We start from the raw sequence: 16,760 nt of genomic DNA, 5'->3' as shown, positions 1-16,760 counted from the left end.
CTCTCTCAACCGTGGCTACCTTTAAACAACTATAACGAAGGCGCATTCCTGCGGGAAAAGACGCCTTCACTCTGCTGCGGCGCAGTTTGCCGGCGGCCACTGGCAAGGTTGAGGAAGTAAAATGAGCGAGCCCCTGTGTACCCTGTTTTACGACGGGAGGCCGGTTACTGGCCCGGCGAACGTCCCGTTAATCGACTTTTTGACCGCGGGCGGCTTGAAGCTGCCCCATGTCTGCTACCACCCATCGCTTGAACCGATGCAAACCTGCGACGTCTGCTGGGTGGAATACAATGGCGAACTGGTGCGCGGCTGCACGCTTAAGAGCGCGGAAGGCATGGAGATAGCGAGCCGCACGCCGCTTGCCGAGGCGGCGCAGCATGAGGGGATGGATCGCCTGCTGGCGAAGCATGAGCTTTACTGCACCGTCTGCGAGCACAACACGGGCGACTGCACGCTGCATAACACCATGGCGGATATGCATATCCCCATTCAGCGCTATGAGTATCAGCGCAAACCCTACGTCAAAGACCACTCCAACCCGTTCTACACCTACGACCCCGATCAATGCATTCTCTGCGGCCGCTGCGTGGAGGCGTGCCAGAACGTGGAGGTGAATGAAACGCTAAGCATCGACTACACCATGGAGCATCCGCGCGTGCTGTGGGACGGCGGCGAAACCATCGCTGGATCGAGCTGCGTCAGCTGCGGCCACTGCGTCACCGTCTGCCCCTGTAACGCACTGCTTGAGAAAACTATGCAGCCGGACGCCGGACCGTTTACCAGCATGAAACAGTCGCTTAAGCGACCCATGATCGATCTGGTGAAAGCGGTCGAAAACACCACCGGCGCGGAAATCGTCACCGGTATTTCAGTGATGGACATGCACTGGCGTCAGCCGGAGATCAAGCGCACCAAAACCGTCTGCACCTATTGCGGCGTGGGCTGCAGCTTTGAGATCTGGACGCGCGACCGCCACGTGCTGAAAGTGCAGCCGATGGCCGACGCGCCCGCCAACGGTATCTCTACTTGCGTGAAGGGCAAATTCGCCTGGGATTTTATTAACGATAAAGAGCGCCTCACCACACCGCTGATTCGTGAAAACGATCGCTTTCGCAAGGCGAGCTGGGATGAAGCGCTGGAGCTGGTGGCGCGCCGCCTGCTGCAAATTCGCAACCAGCACGGTCCGCAAAGCATCGGCTTTATCGGCTCCAGCAAAGGCAGCAACGAAGAGGCCTACCTGACGCAGAAAATTGCCCGTCTGATTATCGGCACCAACAGCGTGGACAACTCCTCCCGCTACTGCCAGAACCCTGCTACCCAAGGGCTATTCCGCACCGTAGGCTATGGCGGCGATGCGGGTACAATAGAGGATCTGCAGAAGGCGGATCTGGTTGTCATCGTCGGCAGCAATACCGCGGAAAACCACCCGGTTATTGCCGCAAAGATCAAAGCGGCGAGAAAGCATCACGGACAGAAGCTGCTGGTCGTCGACCCGCGCCGTCATGAGATGGCCGAGCGCGCCGATCTGCACCTGCGCGCCCGCCCCGGCACTGACATGGTATGGGCCTCGGCGATGGCCCGCTATATGTTCGATAACGGCTATGCCGACGAGGCGTTTCTGGCCGAGCGGGTCAACCAGGTGGAGGAGTATCGCCAGTCGCTGTCACCCTTCACGCTGACGTTCGCGGCAGAAACTACGGGGCTTTCCGTTGAGGAACTCACCGCCGCCGCCGAGCTTATCGGCAAGGCAAGCGCGGTTTGCATCGTCTGGGCGATGGGTATCACTCAGCACAGCCACGGCGCCGACGCCAGCACCGCGCTCTCTAACCTGCTGCTGGTAACCGGCAACTATGGCCGTCCCGGCACCGGCGGCTACCCGATGCGCGGCCACAACAACGTGCAGGGAGCGAGCGACTTCGGCTGCCTGAAAGATTACTACCCCGGCTACGAGTCGGTAACCGATGAAAGCGTACGTGAAAAGTGGGCGCGCGCCTGGGGCGTCGAGCCGGAGCGGCTGTCGCTGGAGGCGGGCTCGGATAACTTCGAGATGGTTGAGCACGCGCGTACAAAACAAATTCGCGCCATGTATGTGATTGGCGAAGAGACCGCTTTTGCCGACGCCGACACCACTAACGTTCACGAGGGCTTTACCAACCTCGATTTTCTGGTGGTGCAGGATCTCTTCTTCAGCCGCACGGCGCAGTTCGCCGACGTGGTGCTGCCGGGCTGCCCAAGCGTGGAAAAAGAGGGCACCTACGTCAACACCGAGCGGCGCATTCAGCGCTTTTACGAGGCGCTGTCACCCCTTGGCGATAGCCGACCGGACTGGCGCATTCTTACCGAGCTTGCCGCCCGCATGGGGCACGACTGGGGCTATACGCACCCGTCGCAGATTATGGCCGAAGCGGCACGCATCGCGCCCCTGTTCGCGGGCGTTAGCTACGAGCGGCTCGAAGGCTTCAGCTCCCAGGTCTGGCCCGTCACGGCGGAGGGCAAAAGCACGCCGCTGCTCTACACCGATAAATTTAAAACGCCCGACGGACGCGCCATCCTCTACCCGCTTGAGTGGCAGCGGCCGCAGGAGGAGCCTGATGAACAGTACGACCTGACGCTCAACAACGGCCGCATGCTGGAGCATTTCCAGGCAACCAACCAGAGCGGACGCGGTGGGCGCACGATGTCGCTGTCGCCGGACTGGTTTGTGGAAATTAGCCCGACGCTTGCCGCCGAGCGCGGCATCGCAGAGGGCGACTGGGTGAAGCTCACTTCACGGCGCGGCTCGCTGGAGGTACCTGTGGTTGTCACCGACCGCGTAGCAGGCGGCACGCTGTTTATCTCTATTCATCAGGGCAAGCCGGGCATTAATCTGCTGACCGGCGAACATCACGACCCGGATGTCAACACGCCGGCCTACAAAGAGATCGCTATCCGGCTGGATAAGCTTTCACGCGAGCCGCACCCCTCTCCTCTGCCGCGGCACAACTTCCGCTACGGCAACCGCACGCCGATCCCGCACGTGCAGGTTGAGGAGAAATGGCAGCGCGATGACTATCGCCTCCCGCCCGAACAGGCCCCGAATCCGGAGAAATTTTAATGGCTAAAGCGATTGATTATCAGGTGGAGCCGCCGAAAATCGGCCCCACCGCCGAGGAAGAACTTCAGCGTCTGTTGCAGACGCTGCATGAGCATGGCGTACTGCGCCTCGCCAACGATCTGGTGGCCAGCAACAACGACTGGCTCAAGGTGATTGTTGACGGCCTGAGCCGCAAAGGCTCGCTAAACGTCATTCAGAATATCTCCGTGCTGCTGATGGCGCTCTCCACCATCCCGCCAGAGCAGACCTACAAGCTCGCCTTCGGCCTGCGTGATTTCATGGCCGAACTGAGCCGCGAAGAAGAGCAGCCGCAAAGCGCAAACGGCAGCGCACCGGGGGCACGCGGTGCCTGGAAAATGCTGCATGACGACGAGCTATGGCACTCTCTCTCGCCGCTGCTAAACGGCCTCAAGGCTTTCTCCCGCCGCATGGAGGAAGAGGTGGATAAACCGATTTCGTCGTTCAGCGGTAAACCGAGCGACGCCTGAGGCTCAACGGAGGAAGCATGATAAGCCAGGAGACGGCTTTATGGCTGGCGCGCAGCCAGTTCGCTTTTACCATCGGCTTTCACATTGTACTGGCGGCCTTCACCATCGGCCTCGCCCAGTGGCTGATGCTGCTGGAGGGGCTGTGGCTGTGGCGTAAACAGCGCGTTTATCTCGATCTCTACAAATACTGGAGCAAGGTATTCGCGCTGAACGTTGGGGTGGGCGTGGTGACCGGGGTGCTGATGGAGTTTCAGTTCGGCACCAACTGGGGTGCGCTCGCTAACCGCGCCGGTGCGGTCATGGGGCCGATGATGTACATGGAGGTGCTGGTCGCCTTTTTCCTTGAGGCCGGGTTTATGGGGGTGGTGCTCTTCGGCATGGGCAAGGTGCGCCCCTGGGTGCACTTTTTCGCTACCTGCGTGGTGGCCGCCGGGTCAATTTTCAGCGCCTTCTGGATCCTCTCCGCTAACTCCTGGATGCAGACGCCAGCCGGTTTTATCACTGGGGCAGATGGTCGTTTTCAGCCCGTCGACTGGTGGGCTGTGATCTTTAACCCCTCTTTCCCCTGGCGTTTTGTTCACATGACGCTGGCAGCGATGCTCGCCACCGCCTGCCTTATCGCCGCCGCAGGAGCGTGGCACCTGCGAAAACGCCCCGATAACCGCGGCGCGCGACTGATGTTCTCATGGGGCCTGTGGCTGCTGCTGTTCGTCACCCCGATTCAGGTTGTGATAGGCGACCTGCATGGTGAAAACACACGCGATCACCAGCCGGTGAAGCTGGCGGCGATGGAAGGCAGTTGGGATCCGCCGCCGCCCGGCGAGGGCGAGCCGCTGCGGCTTTTCGCCATTCCGGATATGCAGGCGCAGCGCAATCACTTTGAACTGGCCATTCCCAATATCGGCTCGCTCTACCTGCGCCACAACCTTACCGGCACTATTCATAGCCTGAACCAGTATCCGCGCGAGGATCTTCCTTGGGTGCCTGGGGTGTTTTTCGCGTTTCGCGCAATGGTAGGGCTTGGGCTGCTGATGCTCTTTTTCGGCGCAGCCGGGCTGGCCACACGCCTGCGCGGCAGGCTATGGACCTCGCGCTGGCTGCAACGCGGCATGGTATGGATGGCACCAGCGGGCTTTTTCGCCATGCTCGCCGGGTGGTTTGTGACCGAGACCGGACGCCAGCCCTGGACGGTTTACGGCGTGCTGCGCACCGCGCACAGCGCTTCCCCCATCGCCCCCGCGCTGGTGCTGACCTCCTTTTTTGCCATCCTGGTGGTGTATTTGCTTATCTTCGCCATCGGGCTGTGGTTTTTGCTGCGCCTGCTTGGCAGGCCGCCATCCCATGATGAAAGAGAGCCAAATGCGGAAGTGGCGGAGCAGACCGGGCGTGGCATAACGTCGCAGAGCATACGGGGGCGCTACGATGCTTGAGGCTATCCTTTCTATGCCACCGTTAACGCTGCTGAGCGCTATGGCGCTGGCCTTCGGCGTGCTGATCTACGTGGTGCTGGACGGCACCGATCTCGGCGTCGGCCTGCTCGCACCGTTTCAGCCGCCACAGGCGCGCCAGCAGATGAACATCTCTCTTCTACCGGTATGGGATGGGAACGAAACCTGGCTGGTGCTGACCGCAGGGGCGATGCTGGCGCTTTTTCCGCTCGCCTTCAGCATCCTTTACAGCGCGCTCTATCTGCCGGTCTATATCATGCTGCTGGCGCTGATCGTGCGCGGCATGGCGATAGAGTTTCGCCATCAGTACCCAGCGCTGTTCGACACGCTGTTTATCGGTGGCTCCTGGGTTGCGTCGCTAAGCCAGGGCGCAACGATGGGCGCATGGATTGAGGGAATAGCGCATAACGGCGAGCACTTCACCGGCGGCCCACTGGCGTGGCTTTCACCGTTTTCGCTCTATTGTGCCGTTTCGCTCACCGTGGGATATGCGCTGCTCGGTGCCTGCTGGCTGGTGTGGCGCTGCGAAGGGGAGCTGGCCGCCTGGGGCAGACATCAGGCGATACGGCTTGCGCTGCTTACCGCCGCGCTGTTGGCGGGGCTGGTTATCTGGACGATGCAGCTGCAGGAGAGTTATCGCCTGCATTTGCAGGCCTGGCGCTACAGCGGGCCGCTGGCGCTCATCGCGCTGCTGACGCTGGCGGGGCTTCTCGCTGCGCTGCGCCGCAAACGCGAATTTTTGCCGCTGGCCATGGCGCTTACGCTCTTTTGCGCTGCGTTTGGCGCTATGCTGCTGGCGGTGTTTCCGTTCATTCTGCCGCCCGGCCTGCTGCTGACCCAGGCCGCCGCCCCGCCCGCTACGCAAAAGCTGATGCTTATCGCCTTCGGCGCATTTGTGCCGATTACGCTTCTCTACAACAGCTGGGGCTTCTGGATCTTCCGCGGCAAAATTCACGCCGCACGGGATGCGGATCGTCCCTGACGCAGCGCCTGGGGCGGCACGCCATAGCCACGGACGAACACTTCGCGCATATGGCGGCGGTCGCGAAAGCCAGACTCACGAGCGATGGCGTCGAGGGTTAAACGGCTCTGCTCGATCATCAGCCGGGCCGCCTCAAGGCGCAGTCCCTCAATGGCCTTAGCCGGGGACTTGCCGGTCTCGGCACGAAACAGGCGTGTAAGCTGACGGGTGCTGAGGTGCACGGCGTCCGCCAGGTCATCTACCGTCAGCGGCTTGCGCAGGTTTTTACGTGCGTACTCCAGCGCACTTTGTAGCCTGTCGGAGCGGGGTGCCAGGGCCAGCATCTCCGAGTGCTGGGTCTGGCCGCCGGAGCGGCGCTGGTTCATTACCAGCCGGTGCGCCACGCTGCGAGCCACATCTGCCCCCAAATCTTTCTCTACCATCCCCAGGGCCATATCCAGCCCGGCAGTGAGTCCCGCCGAGGTCCAGATCGCCTCATCAATAATAAAGATGCGGTCATCCTCAAGCTGAATGGTCGGATGCAGGCGTTTCATGCTGGGAGCGTGCGCCCAATGAGTAGTGGCGCGTCGGTTCTCCAGCAGCCCCGCCTGGGCCAGCACAAACGCACCGGTACAGATCCCTGCCACCCGCCTTGCCTGTCGGGCCGACGTTTGTAGAAAGGCAATAATTCCCGGCGTGGCGGGCTGCTCGGTGGGCATCAACACGCCCGCCAGCAGCCAGGTATCCATCTGTAGATCGGCAGATAATGGCACACTATCGATACCAATCCCCGACGATGAGCGCACCGCTCCGCCGTGCTCTGAATAGACCACCGTCTGGTAGAAATTCTCGCCCGCTACAATATTGGCAAACTCAAAAACGGTCAGCGTTGAGAGGGCCAGCATCTGAAAATTATCGGAAATAATTAAACCAATCCTGTGCATCAGATCACCTTACCAAAAATGGGAAGTCAGACGTTCACCGCCTGGCGGGGCTGCGTGCGAAAATGCTCTGAGAGCCAGAGGCTTACCAGCGCCAGCAGCAGAAAGAGTACCGCACTGAACATTACGCCATAAAAGCCATAAAGCGGATAGATCCATGAGGCGACGGCGGAGCCAAAGCCAATTCCGCAAAACATAAAGGCGCTGGTCAGCGCCAGAGAGATGCCCCGCGTCTGCGGATCGGCCATTTCCACGATCCTGCGCTGCTGCGAAGGCCACAACAGATCGGTGGCAAACGCCCAGAACACCAGCGCAATATAGAGCAGCGCGAGCTTGCCCGGCAGCAGGGTGATGACCACCATATCCACTACCAACAGCGCTATCCCTGCGGTCAGCAGGCGCTCGGCGCTGTAGACCCTGGCGGCCCGCGCGACAAACAGGTTGCCGACAATACCGGCCACGCCAATCACCGCCAGCGCAACCGACACGCTGCCGCTGTCGCCATGCCAGGTATCACGCACAATCGGCGAGATGAAAGCGTACATGTCATAGACGCCGGAAGTGATAAAGAACACGACCAGAAACGCCGTCAGCGATGTCCGCTCCGTCAGTACCTGCCCAACCTGACGCAGGCGAATATCTGCCCCGGCGACGCTGTTTGGTACGCTCAGCATAATATTGATGACCGACAGCACGCTCATTGCCCCAACGAGGGTAAACAGCATTCGCGCCCCTAATAGATTTGCGACCCAGGCCGCCAGCGGAATGCCGACCATGCTGGCCATCGACACGCCCAGCAGGATCATGGCGATGGCGCTGCCGCGCTCCTTTTGTTTCACCAGCTCCGATCCCAGCGCCACCAGCACCGGCCCGATCAGCGATGCCCCAAGCCCCATCACGATCCGTGCGAGCACCAGCACGCTGTAGTCTGGTGCCAGGGCAAACAGAAACGCCCCCAGCCCAAAGACGCTCATTCCGGCAACCACCTGCTGGCGTCGTCTGATGTGACCAAAAAAGACCTGCGCCAGCGGAGCACCTACGGCAAAGGTGAGACCAAAAACGGCTAGCAGGCGGGCACTCTGGGCGTCGGTCAGCCCCCAGGCGTGGGAAATTGGCTCCAGGCTTCCCGCGACGGAGAGCGCCCCGGTGGCCTGTACAAAATAGGCCAGGCTTAAGGCCCACAGCGCCCGGCGCTGGGGAGCGGTAATCTCATTTTTCATCGCCACGATCTCTTAAAGCCGGGGCGGCTTATCCGCTCCGGCCAGCGGTTACGCTACGGGAATAGGGTTCTCAACCATTGCCTGGTTGAACTGATTCACGACGGCATGCTCATCCGCGCCCGGATTGGCGCGGGCAGGCAGCACGCGGTCAACGATAGCTTCGATATTATCGCTACCTAGTTTCTCAAAGGTCTCGCTGATAAAGGCGTCCAGCGGCATGGCCCGCTCGTCACCGCTGCGGTAAACCAGATCGGTATCGACCCATGGAGGGGAGATCTCAATCACCTTCACGCTGGTGTCACGCAGCAGAAAGCGCTGCGAGAGCGTGTAGGAGTGGATCGCCGCCTTGGTGGCGGAGTAGAGCGCGTTACTCGCCAGCGGGATAAAGGCCAGGATCGAGCTGTTGTTGATCAGCACCGCATCCGGCTGTTTTTTCAGATGCTCGATAAACGCCGAGGTGACGCGTACCGGTCCCAGCAGGTTGGTATTGAGCAGCGAGACGGCCATCGTGTCATCCTGCACGCCCGCAGCGTTATCAAAGGGCATGATGCCAGCGTTGTTGATGACCACGTTCAGCGCCGGGTAGCGTGACAGTACGCTCTCTGCCGCCGCCTGGACGCTTGCCGCATCGGTGACGTCAAGCACTACCGAGTCCATTCCCGGATTGGCGGCGGTGACGCTATCCAGCAGCGTTTTGCGGCGGCCGGAAATGATCACCTGATTGCCCAGCTTGTGGAACTGCTCAGCCATCGCCCGGCCAATGCCAGAGGTGCCGCCGGTAATGAAAATTGTGTTGTCGGTCAGTTTCATAATCTCTCTCCAGTCAGTTTCTTAACGTTGTTATATGCAGGTGATTAATGGGTTGTGCTGGTGCGGTAGCGATCGGCCGGTACGCTGGATGAAAGGTGTTTCATCATGGCCTGACGGGCGGCTTCCCACGTCTGCCACTCCTCCTGCGCATGCAGTGAAGGAATAGTAATCAGCTCGCCCTGGCTGAAGCCGACCAGTGCGGCATCCACCATGTCCTGCGGACTCATCACAATGGATTTATCAAGCTGGTCGAGCGGCAATCCACCGTTGTCCCAGAACGGCGTGGCGGTTGCGCCGGGCAGGACGGCCTGTACCTGAATACCCTTTTCCGCCAGCTCATGATGCAGCGACTGGCTGAAGGCCAACACGTAAGCTTTTGTCGCGCCGTAAACACCGTTAAGCAACTCCGGGGCGATGCTGACAATAGAAGCGATATTGATAATTGCCCCCTGCCCGCGAGCTACCATGCCCGGGACAACGGCGTAGGTCAGACGGGTCAGCGCGGTCACGTTGAGATCGATCATCGACTCCATGCGGTCAATGTCGCTGTCGAGCAGGGAGGTATGGGTGCCGACGCCTGCGTTATTGACCAGCAGCGTGATGCTGGCGTCCTGGCGAAGCTTCTCTTCCAGCGCCCGCAGTGATTCAGGCTGATTCAGGTCGGCGGAGATCGCTTCTACGTTACGGGAGGTATCGGCGGTAATGTGGCTCGCCATCTGGTTCAGGCGGTTGTGGTTGCGGGCAACGATTATCAGGTCATAACCCATTCTTGCCAGGCGACTGGCATAGATAGCGCCGATACCGGTAGAGGCGCCAGTAATCACTGCCGTGCCTCTGTCCGCACGAAATGCTGTATTCATGATGTTCACCTTGTGTTGTGTTATCGGGTTGGTGAACTCATCTTATGCGCTTTCGTGATGTCTTAAATGACGCAGAGGGTAGTGATTCAGGACATTATAATTAATACGCGACGTCCAGCAGTAGGTCGGTAATTGCCGTTAAGTGTTCCCGCAGAGTGCTGTGCAGCTGGCGAATAGCCGGAGAAAACTGCTTGCGGTGCGGGCAGATGAGGTTGAGCGGTGCGGCTTCCCCTGGATGTGCGGGCAGCAACATCTCCAGCCGTCCGGCCTGTACATCGGCACTGATGTCGATCCACGACTTATAGACGATACCCATGCCCTCTACGGCCCAGCGCCGCGCCACGTCGGCGTCATCACAGAGCAGGCGGCTCTTGACCGTCAGCTGGCGGCGGGTACCGTTCTCAGGGAAGCTCCACTTGTCATAGACGTGGCTGTTCATGGTAAACAGCAGACAGTGATGGTGCGTCACCTCGTCAAGGCTGGCAGGCCGTCCATGCTTTTCAAGGTAGGCCGGAGAAGCGGCCAGCACGCGGCGGTTATTCTCTGCCAGCGGCAGCGCCACGTAGCTGCTGTTATCCAGCACGCCGTAGCGAATGGCGACGTCCACCGGATCGCGAAAGACATCGCTGACCTGATCCGAGAGGGAGAGCCGCAGCGTGATTTTCGGGTGCTGTTCGCAGAAGCGGGTAATCAGCGGCAGCAGGACGTTGCGCCCGATATCCGACGGCATCGCCACCTTCAGCTCGCCCTGTAACTCGTTATCGCTGTGCAGGCTCTCCTCGCCGGCCTGCACTACGGCCAGCAGCTCCTGAGCAAACGGCAGATACTTCTCCCCCTCCGCCGTCAGCCGCAGGCTGCGAGTAGAGCGCGCAAAGAGGCGCTTATCGAGATCGCGCTCCAGCCGGTGAACGGCAGCGCTGACCTGACCTGGGAGCAGATCGGCCTCCCGTGCGGCGTTAGAGAAGCTTCCCAGCGCCGCGGCGCGCACAAACAGCGTCACATCTTCAAGGCGAATCATGCTCGTGGTCTCTTTCGATACTGGCCCGGAGTCATACCATACAGGCGCTTAAAGGCCTGTGTAAACGAGGCCAGGGAGAGAAAACCGCAGCGTCCGGCGACCGCATCCACGGTTGCCTGCGTCTCCTCCATTAGCATGCGCGAGGCGAGGGTCAGGCGCAGCTGGGAGAGCCAGGCCTGGGGCGTCTGGTGATAGCTGCGGGCAAAGTGGCGGGCAAAGGTGGCGCGGGATAAGAAGCAGCGCTCGGCCATGATCTCCATCGTCCACGGATGGGCCGGATCGGCCAATACCGCCAGTAGCGCAGGGGCCAGCCGTTTATCGCTCATCAGGCGCAGCAGCCCGGCAGGAGGTTCATGCAGTGAGAGCAAAATCCGCATCAGCAAGGCCAGCAGCGTCGCGGCCAGGCTTTTGACAATCGTTGCCCCGCCCGGCTGTGGCGTCAGGCTCTCCCGTACCAGCATCGTCAGCAGAAGCTCCAGCTCCGGACAATCTTCCCGGTCGTGGGTTTGCAGATGGATCAGCGCCGCGTTGTCGGCGAAGAGCCAGCTGTAGCCCGGCCCGAAATGGAATTCGCCGCACAGCACCTCTACCGCAGGACCCGGCCCGCTGGTCTCTACTTCAATTAGCGTCCCGTTATGACGTTTTGCCACGGGTGCGACCTGTCCCCACTCCACCAGCCCCTGAAGCAGATGCGGCGAGCCGTGAGGCAGCAGCAGGATATCCCCAGCGCGCACGTCAAGCATTCTGCCCGCCATCACCAGCCGGGCTTCGCCGCGCAGAATAACATGCCAGGGCACGGTGCCAGCGGCAAGCTGGGGATGGTCGGCCTCCCAGCGTCCGGCAAAGCGGCAGTGCAGATTAACGGCGCACGCCGGGGCCAGCATAGCAAGCAGTTGGCTAAGGCTATCCATAACTTCTCCTGAGACGACAGGACAAAAAATCGAGACGATGAGCGGCAACGGCCCTGCCGCAGGCTCCCTATTATGAGTCCATCGCCGATACGGCGGAAACCATAAACTGACAGGAGAAGATCATGAGCCGTTTAACTACCATCCAGCCCGATAACGCCACTGGCCAGACTACTGAACTATTTAGCGCTATTAAACGTGCGATGGGTAAAGTGCCCAACGCCTACCAGACCATTGGCAACGCGCCGGATATGCTCGCCCAGGCGTTGCAGCACAACGCCGCGCTGGCGAAAAGCAGCCTGAGCAAACGCGAGCTGGAGGCAATTAACCTTGCCGTCAGCGAAGCCTCTGGCTGTGACTACTGCCTGGCAGCCCATACCCTGACCGGCAAGATGGCGGGCTACAGCGTTGAGCAGACCGAGCAACTGCGTCGCGCCGACTATCCGGAAGATGCGCACATTGATGGCCTGGTGAAATTTGTGAAAGCGCTGGTTACGACGCGCGGTACGCTGCCGGAGGAGACCGTTAGCCGCTTCCGCGACGCGGGCTTTAGCGATCGGCAGGTGGTAGAGACCATCAGCGCGGTCAGCGCCATTCTGTTCACCAATATGATTAACCGGGTCAACGACACCGTCGTGGATTTCCCGAAGGTGAACTAAGCGAGCAGCCCGGCGGTGCGTTGCTGCCGGGCCTGCTCTGTCAGCGCTGGCGTATATCCGGAATGATGAGATCCCCGCGCAGCACGCATGAGCCCAGCACGTCCTGGGTCTTTTCACTCAGCCAGCTGACGATGCGGGCTGCCATCGCGTCCATCGAGTATTCGATAGCCGGGATGGTTGGGATCCCCGGCAGGTGCACGGAGCCAGCAAGGCTGAAGACCATGATGTCCCCCGGCACCGATTTATTAAACGCCTGCAGCTGGGTAATCACCCGCTGCGCCTCCTGCTCGTCGGCGACCAGCAGAGCATTAAAGTTCAGCGTGGTCGCGTTGTTGAGCAGCACCTGGAGCGCAACCGAGGCCGAGGTGGCGTCCATAAACACCAGGTTACGGTTAAAGGGCAGGAAGTTATTCTCCAGCGCGTGCTTGTAGCCCAGCAGAACCCGATCGGCAGAGCCGCTGGCGTCCGGGTGGATGAGCGCTATCTGCCGCCGCCCCTGGCTAATTAAATAGTTACAGGCCGTTTCCGCCGCGAAGGCATGATCGAACTGGATGCTGTTCGGCGTGTCGGCCTCTGCGCAGTCCACCAGAATCACATCGTCATAGCCAAGGTTACTCAGCGGGAAGCGCGCCCCGATGATCAGGACGTCATCGCACAGGCCGCAGGTCAGCTCATCGAGGGCGCTAATCACCTCCGAGCGACTGTTGGCAAAGCGCAAAAGCAGGTGCTTCTGATGCTGGCTAAGGTGCTTCTCCAGCGCGTAAAGGTAGCCGGTGGTCTGGTTGATATTGTCCTGAGCGCAGATGACGCCAATGCAGCCGGTAGTCTGGCTGAGAAGAGACTGGGCGATGACGTTAGGCCGGTAGTTTAGCTCCTCGACGGCTTTCAGCACCGCCAGCCGGCTGGCCTCTTTGACCCCGCGTGACCCGCTCAACACCCGTGAGACGGTTGCTTTAGACACCCCCGCCAGACGTGATACATCGTTGATTGTAGACATCTTTATCCCCTGTCAGGCCGCATGCGCAGCCCAAAAACCAACCAAAACATGGTGCATAATATCGCCAGCAGCAGTATAGCTGGATTCTATTTCCCATGGAAACCGATTTTCCGTTTAACCCTTACTGATGGTAGTAAGCCATAAAAACATGTGATGTAAATCCAGGAAAATTATCATATGGCTTATGGATTTTGATGGGTATCACACTTCGAGGCCTAACAGATGGAAACCGGTTTCCATCTGTTATCCAATCATCATTGTAATAACTTTTAACATTTAGAGGATGGGGATGATGATCAAGATCATGCTGTGCTGCTCCGCGGGGATGTCCACTAGCCTGTTGGTCAGGAAAATGGTCGAAGCGGCAGATGAAAGAGGTTTACCGGTAGAGATCGATGCTTACGGCGTAGCGGAGTTTGACACTCAGTTCCCGCGTTACCAGGTGGTGCTGCTGGGGCCGCAGGTGAAATACATGCTCAACACGCTGTCAGAAAAGGCTGCCGCCCAAGGCATTCCCGTTCAGCCCATTAACCCAATGGACTACGGTATGCAGCGCGGCGACAAGGTGCTGGACTTTGCTCTGTCGCTCATCGAAGCGGCACACTAAAAGGGTGTTCCTATGAGTTCGTTATATCAATCCATGGTTGCCGTTATCGAGCAGTCCATCACGCCGCTGGCGGGGCGTCTGGGGCAACAGAAGTACGTTATCGCCATTCGCGACGGCTTTACCGCCGCGCTGCCGTTTATGATCATCGGCTCCTTTATGCTGGTGTTTATCTTCCCGCCCTTCTCTGCCGACACCACCAATAGTTTCGCGCGGGGCTGGCTCGATTTCTCCCTGACCTACCGCGAACAGCTGATGCTGCCGTTTAACCTGAGCATGGGCGTGATGACCTTCTTTATCTCGGTCGGGATCGGTGCCAGCCTCGGGCGGCAGTTTAATCTCGATCCGGTGATGTCCGGGCTGCTGGCGTTTATGGCCTTCCTGCTGGTGGCCGCACCCTATGCCGACGGTAAAATCTCTACCCAGTACCTGTCGGGTCAGGGGATCTTTACCGCGTTGATTACCTCTATCTACTCGACCCGCGTCTATGCGTGGCTGAAGCAGAACAACATTACTATCCGCCTGCCAAAAGAGGTCCCCACCGGCGTGGCGCGCTCCTTTGAGATCCTTATTCCGGTAGTCGTCATTATTGCCACGCTGCACCCGCTGAACCTGTTCATCGAGGCGCAAACCGGCATGATCCTGCCCCAGGCGATTATGCACCTGCTTGAGCCGCTGGTCTCAGCGTCGGATTCACTGCCTGCCATCCTGCTCTCCGTGTTGCTGTGCCAGATCTTCTGGTTTGCCGGTATTCATGGTGCCCTGATCGTGACCGGCATTATGAACCCCTTCTGGATGGCGAACCTCTCTGCCAACCAGGCCGCGCTGGCGGCGGGCACAGCGCTGCCGCATATCTATCTGCAGGGCTTCTGGGATCACTATCTGCTGATTGGCGGCGTTGGCTCGACCCTGCCGCTGGCCATCCTGTTGCTGCGTAGCCGCGCGACCCACCTGCGGACCATCGGTAAAATGGGCATCGTGCCGAGCTTCTTTAATATCAACGAGCCGATTCTTTTTGGCGCACCGATCATCATGAACCCGATGCTGTTTATCCCCTTCGTCTTCGTGCCGATGGTTAACGCCTGCCTCGCCTATGGCGCGACAAAACTGGGCTGGCTGGCGCAGGTAGTCTCGCTAACGCCATGGACAACACCGGCACCTATTGGCGCATCCTGGGCCGCTAACTGGGCACTGAGTCCGGTCATCATGTGCGGGATCTGCATGGTGATGTCCGCCCTGATGTACCTGCCGTTCCTGCGGGCCTATGAGCGTTCACTAATGAAAACCGAAGAGCAGAAAGCACAGGACGTTACTCCGCTGGCCGGAACCGTTCGCCAGTAATTCACGGGAGAGAAAAGAGATGAAATACGCATTCCCAGAGCATTTCTGGTGGGGCAGCGCCAGCTCCGCGCTGCAAACCGAAGGGCAGAGCCAGCAGGGCGGCAAAAGCGCGACCACGTGGGACCACTGGTATGCCAGCCAGCCGTGGCGCTTTCACCAGCAGGTCGGCCCGCAGGACACGTCGACCTTCTATCAGAACTGGCGGCAGGATATCGCCCTACTCAAGCAGCTCAACCACAACAGCTTCCGTACCTCGCTGAGCTGGTCGCGGCTGATCCCGGACGGCGTGGGCGAGGTTAATCCTGAGGCGGTGGCGTTCTATAACAACGTTATTGATGAGCTGCTGGCCCAGGGGATCGCCCCATTTATCACCCTGTTCCACTTTGATATGCCGATGGCGATGCAGGAGAGAGGGGGCTGGGAGAACCGCGAGGTGGTGGAGGCGTTTAGCCGCTACGCGCGGATCTGTTTCGAGCTGTTTGGCGACCGGGTGCTGCACTGGTTTACCTTCAACGAGCCGATTGTACCGGTGGAAGGCGGTTACCTGTATGACTTCCACTACCCCAACGTAGTGGATTTCAAGCGGGCGGCAACGGTGGCCTACCATACGGTGCTGGCGCACGCCTCGGCGGTTCGCGCCTACCGCGCCGGGCATTATCCTGGAGAGATCGGCATTGTCCTCAACCTGACGCCGTCCTATCCGCGCTCAAACAATCCGGCGGATCTCACTGCCGCGCACCATGCCGACCTGCTGTTTAACCGCAGCTTCCTCGACCCGGTGCTGGTTGGCGAATATCCGGCGGATCTGGTGGCACTGCTGAAAGAGTACGATCAGCTGCCGGCCTGCCGGCCGGAGGACAGCGCCCTGATTGCCAACGGCAAAATCGACCTGCTGGGGATCAACTACTACCAGCCGCGACGCGTGAAATGCCGCGACAGCGCGGTTAACCCGGCCTCGCCGTTTATGCCGGAGTGGCTGTTTGATTATTACGAGATGCCGGGCCGGAAAATGAACCCCTACCGCGGCTGGGAAATATACGAGCCGGGTATTTACGACATCCTCACTAATTTACGCGTTAATTACGGCAACCCACGCTGTTTTATTTCAGAGAACGGCATGGGCGTCGAGAATGAGCAGCGTTTTATTGAGAATGGTCAAATTAACGATCAATACCGGATTGAGTTTGTTTCCGGCCATTTGAAGTGGCTGCATAAGGGTATTCAGGAGGGCTGTCACTGCCTCGGTTACCATATGTGGACGTTTATTGATAACTGGTCATGGTGCAACGGCTATAAAAACCGCTATGGCTTTGTGCAGCTCGATTTAGCCAGCCAGACGCGGACGATTAAACGCAGCGGAGAGTGGTTTGCTGCCACCGCCGCCAATAACGGATTCAATGAGGAGCAATAA

Annotated in this window: 15 protein-coding genes; 8 read left to right on the top strand and 7 right to left on the bottom strand. The window is 59.6% G+C overall.

All coding sequences use genetic code 11. From position 1 onward, the window contains the following. The first annotated feature begins 121 nt into the window (after window positions 1–121). From fdhF to RTP97_RS09345, 4 genes are read left to right on the top strand one after another with little or no spacing between them, the layout of a single operon-like run. Window positions 122–3,094, top strand: coding sequence for a formate dehydrogenase subunit alpha (fdhF, locus tag RTP97_RS09360; protein ID WP_312412907.1), 2,973 nt, complete (start codon window positions 122–124; stop codon window positions 3,092–3,094). Continuing rightward, on the top strand, window positions 3,094–3,582 hold the full coding sequence (locus RTP97_RS09355; protein WP_312412905.1) for a DUF1641 domain-containing protein: 489 nt from the start codon (window positions 3,094–3,096) through the stop codon (window positions 3,580–3,582). Before fdhF ends, RTP97_RS09355 begins: the two co-directional genes overlap by 1 nt. 17 nt (window positions 3,583–3,599) lie before the next feature. Then, a complete protein-coding gene (locus RTP97_RS09350) occupies window positions 3,600–5,012 on the top strand; it encodes a cytochrome ubiquinol oxidase subunit I (RefSeq protein WP_312412902.1) in 1,413 nt (470 codons plus the stop codon). After that, a complete protein-coding gene (locus RTP97_RS09345; RefSeq protein ID WP_312412901.1) occupies window positions 5,005–6,012 on the top strand; it encodes a cytochrome d ubiquinol oxidase subunit II in 1,008 nt (335 codons plus the stop codon). Before RTP97_RS09350 ends, RTP97_RS09345 begins: the two co-directional genes overlap by 8 nt. On the opposite strand, the gene RTP97_RS09340 is transcribed toward RTP97_RS09345, so the two are convergent. The 6 genes from RTP97_RS09340 to RTP97_RS09315 form a co-directional block, all read right to left on the bottom strand. Beyond that, window positions 5,982–6,935, bottom strand: coding sequence for a GlxA family transcriptional regulator (locus RTP97_RS09340; RefSeq protein WP_312412900.1), 954 nt, complete (start codon window positions 6,933–6,935; stop codon window positions 5,982–5,984). The two genes, RTP97_RS09345 and RTP97_RS09340, sit on opposite strands and share 31 nt — an antisense overlap. A 26-nt stretch (window positions 6,936–6,961) precedes the next feature. Continuing rightward, complete coding sequence (locus RTP97_RS09335) at window positions 6,962–8,152, bottom strand: MFS transporter (RefSeq protein WP_312412898.1); 1,191 nt, start codon at window positions 8,150–8,152, stop codon at window positions 6,962–6,964. A gap of 48 nt (window positions 8,153–8,200) precedes the next feature. Next, window positions 8,201–8,962, bottom strand: coding sequence for an SDR family NAD(P)-dependent oxidoreductase (locus RTP97_RS09330; RefSeq protein ID WP_312412896.1), 762 nt, complete (start codon window positions 8,960–8,962; stop codon window positions 8,201–8,203). A gap of 44 nt (window positions 8,963–9,006) precedes the next feature. Then, window positions 9,007–9,822 carry an SDR family oxidoreductase gene (locus RTP97_RS09325; RefSeq protein WP_312412894.1) on the bottom strand — a complete coding sequence of 272 codons (816 nt, stop codon included), beginning with the start codon at window positions 9,820–9,822 and terminating at the stop codon, window positions 9,007–9,009. Between the two features lie 100 nt (window positions 9,823–9,922). Beyond that, entirely contained in the window at window positions 9,923–10,840 is a 918-nt protein-coding gene (locus tag RTP97_RS09320) for a LysR family transcriptional regulator (RefSeq protein WP_312412891.1), read from the bottom strand. Beyond that, window positions 10,837–11,751 carry an AraC family transcriptional regulator gene (locus RTP97_RS09315; RefSeq protein ID WP_312412889.1) on the bottom strand — a complete coding sequence of 305 codons (915 nt, stop codon included), beginning with the start codon at window positions 11,749–11,751 and terminating at the stop codon, window positions 10,837–10,839. The genes RTP97_RS09320 and RTP97_RS09315 overlap by 4 nt, the downstream gene beginning before the upstream one ends. Window positions 11,752–11,873: 122 nt before the next feature. On the opposite strand from RTP97_RS09315, the gene RTP97_RS09310 reads away from it, so the two are divergent. Next, entirely contained in the window at window positions 11,874–12,407 is a 534-nt protein-coding gene (locus RTP97_RS09310) for a carboxymuconolactone decarboxylase family protein (protein WP_312412888.1), read from the top strand. Window positions 12,408–12,447: 40 nt separating this feature from the next. Here the strand turns inward: RTP97_RS09310 and RTP97_RS09305 are convergent, their stop codons facing one another. Continuing rightward, window positions 12,448–13,404 carry a LacI family DNA-binding transcriptional regulator gene (locus tag RTP97_RS09305; RefSeq protein ID WP_312412886.1) on the bottom strand — a complete coding sequence of 319 codons (957 nt, stop codon included), beginning with the start codon at window positions 13,402–13,404 and terminating at the stop codon, window positions 12,448–12,450. 292 nt (window positions 13,405–13,696) lie between these two features. Here RTP97_RS09305 and RTP97_RS09300 point away from each other — a divergent pair, with 292 nt between their 5' ends. Genes RTP97_RS09300 through RTP97_RS09290 form a run of 3 tightly spaced genes read left to right on the top strand, consistent with a single transcriptional unit; the run spans window position 13,697 to window position 16,760 of the window. Further along, window positions 13,697–14,011, top strand: coding sequence for a PTS sugar transporter subunit IIB (locus RTP97_RS09300; RefSeq protein ID WP_312211929.1), 315 nt, complete (start codon window positions 13,697–13,699; stop codon window positions 14,009–14,011). A gap of 12 nt (window positions 14,012–14,023) precedes the next feature. Further along, the gene (locus RTP97_RS09295) at window positions 14,024–15,349 is read left to right on the top strand and encodes a PTS sugar transporter subunit IIC (protein ID WP_312412883.1); all 1,326 of its coding nucleotides are present in this window, start codon (window positions 14,024–14,026) and stop codon (window positions 15,347–15,349) included. A gap of 19 nt (window positions 15,350–15,368) precedes the next feature. Further along, the gene (locus tag RTP97_RS09290) at window positions 15,369–16,760 is read left to right on the top strand and encodes a glycoside hydrolase family 1 protein (RefSeq protein WP_312412882.1); all 1,392 of its coding nucleotides are present in this window, start codon (window positions 15,369–15,371) and stop codon (window positions 16,758–16,760) included.

The organism is Pseudescherichia sp., assembly GCF_031998825.1.
In the GTDB taxonomy this organism is placed as follows: domain Bacteria; phylum Pseudomonadota; class Gammaproteobacteria; order Enterobacterales; family Enterobacteriaceae; genus Pseudescherichia.
The sequence above is the reverse complement of the archived record's forward strand: the minus strand, read 5'-3'. Positions and strand labels throughout refer to the sequence as shown.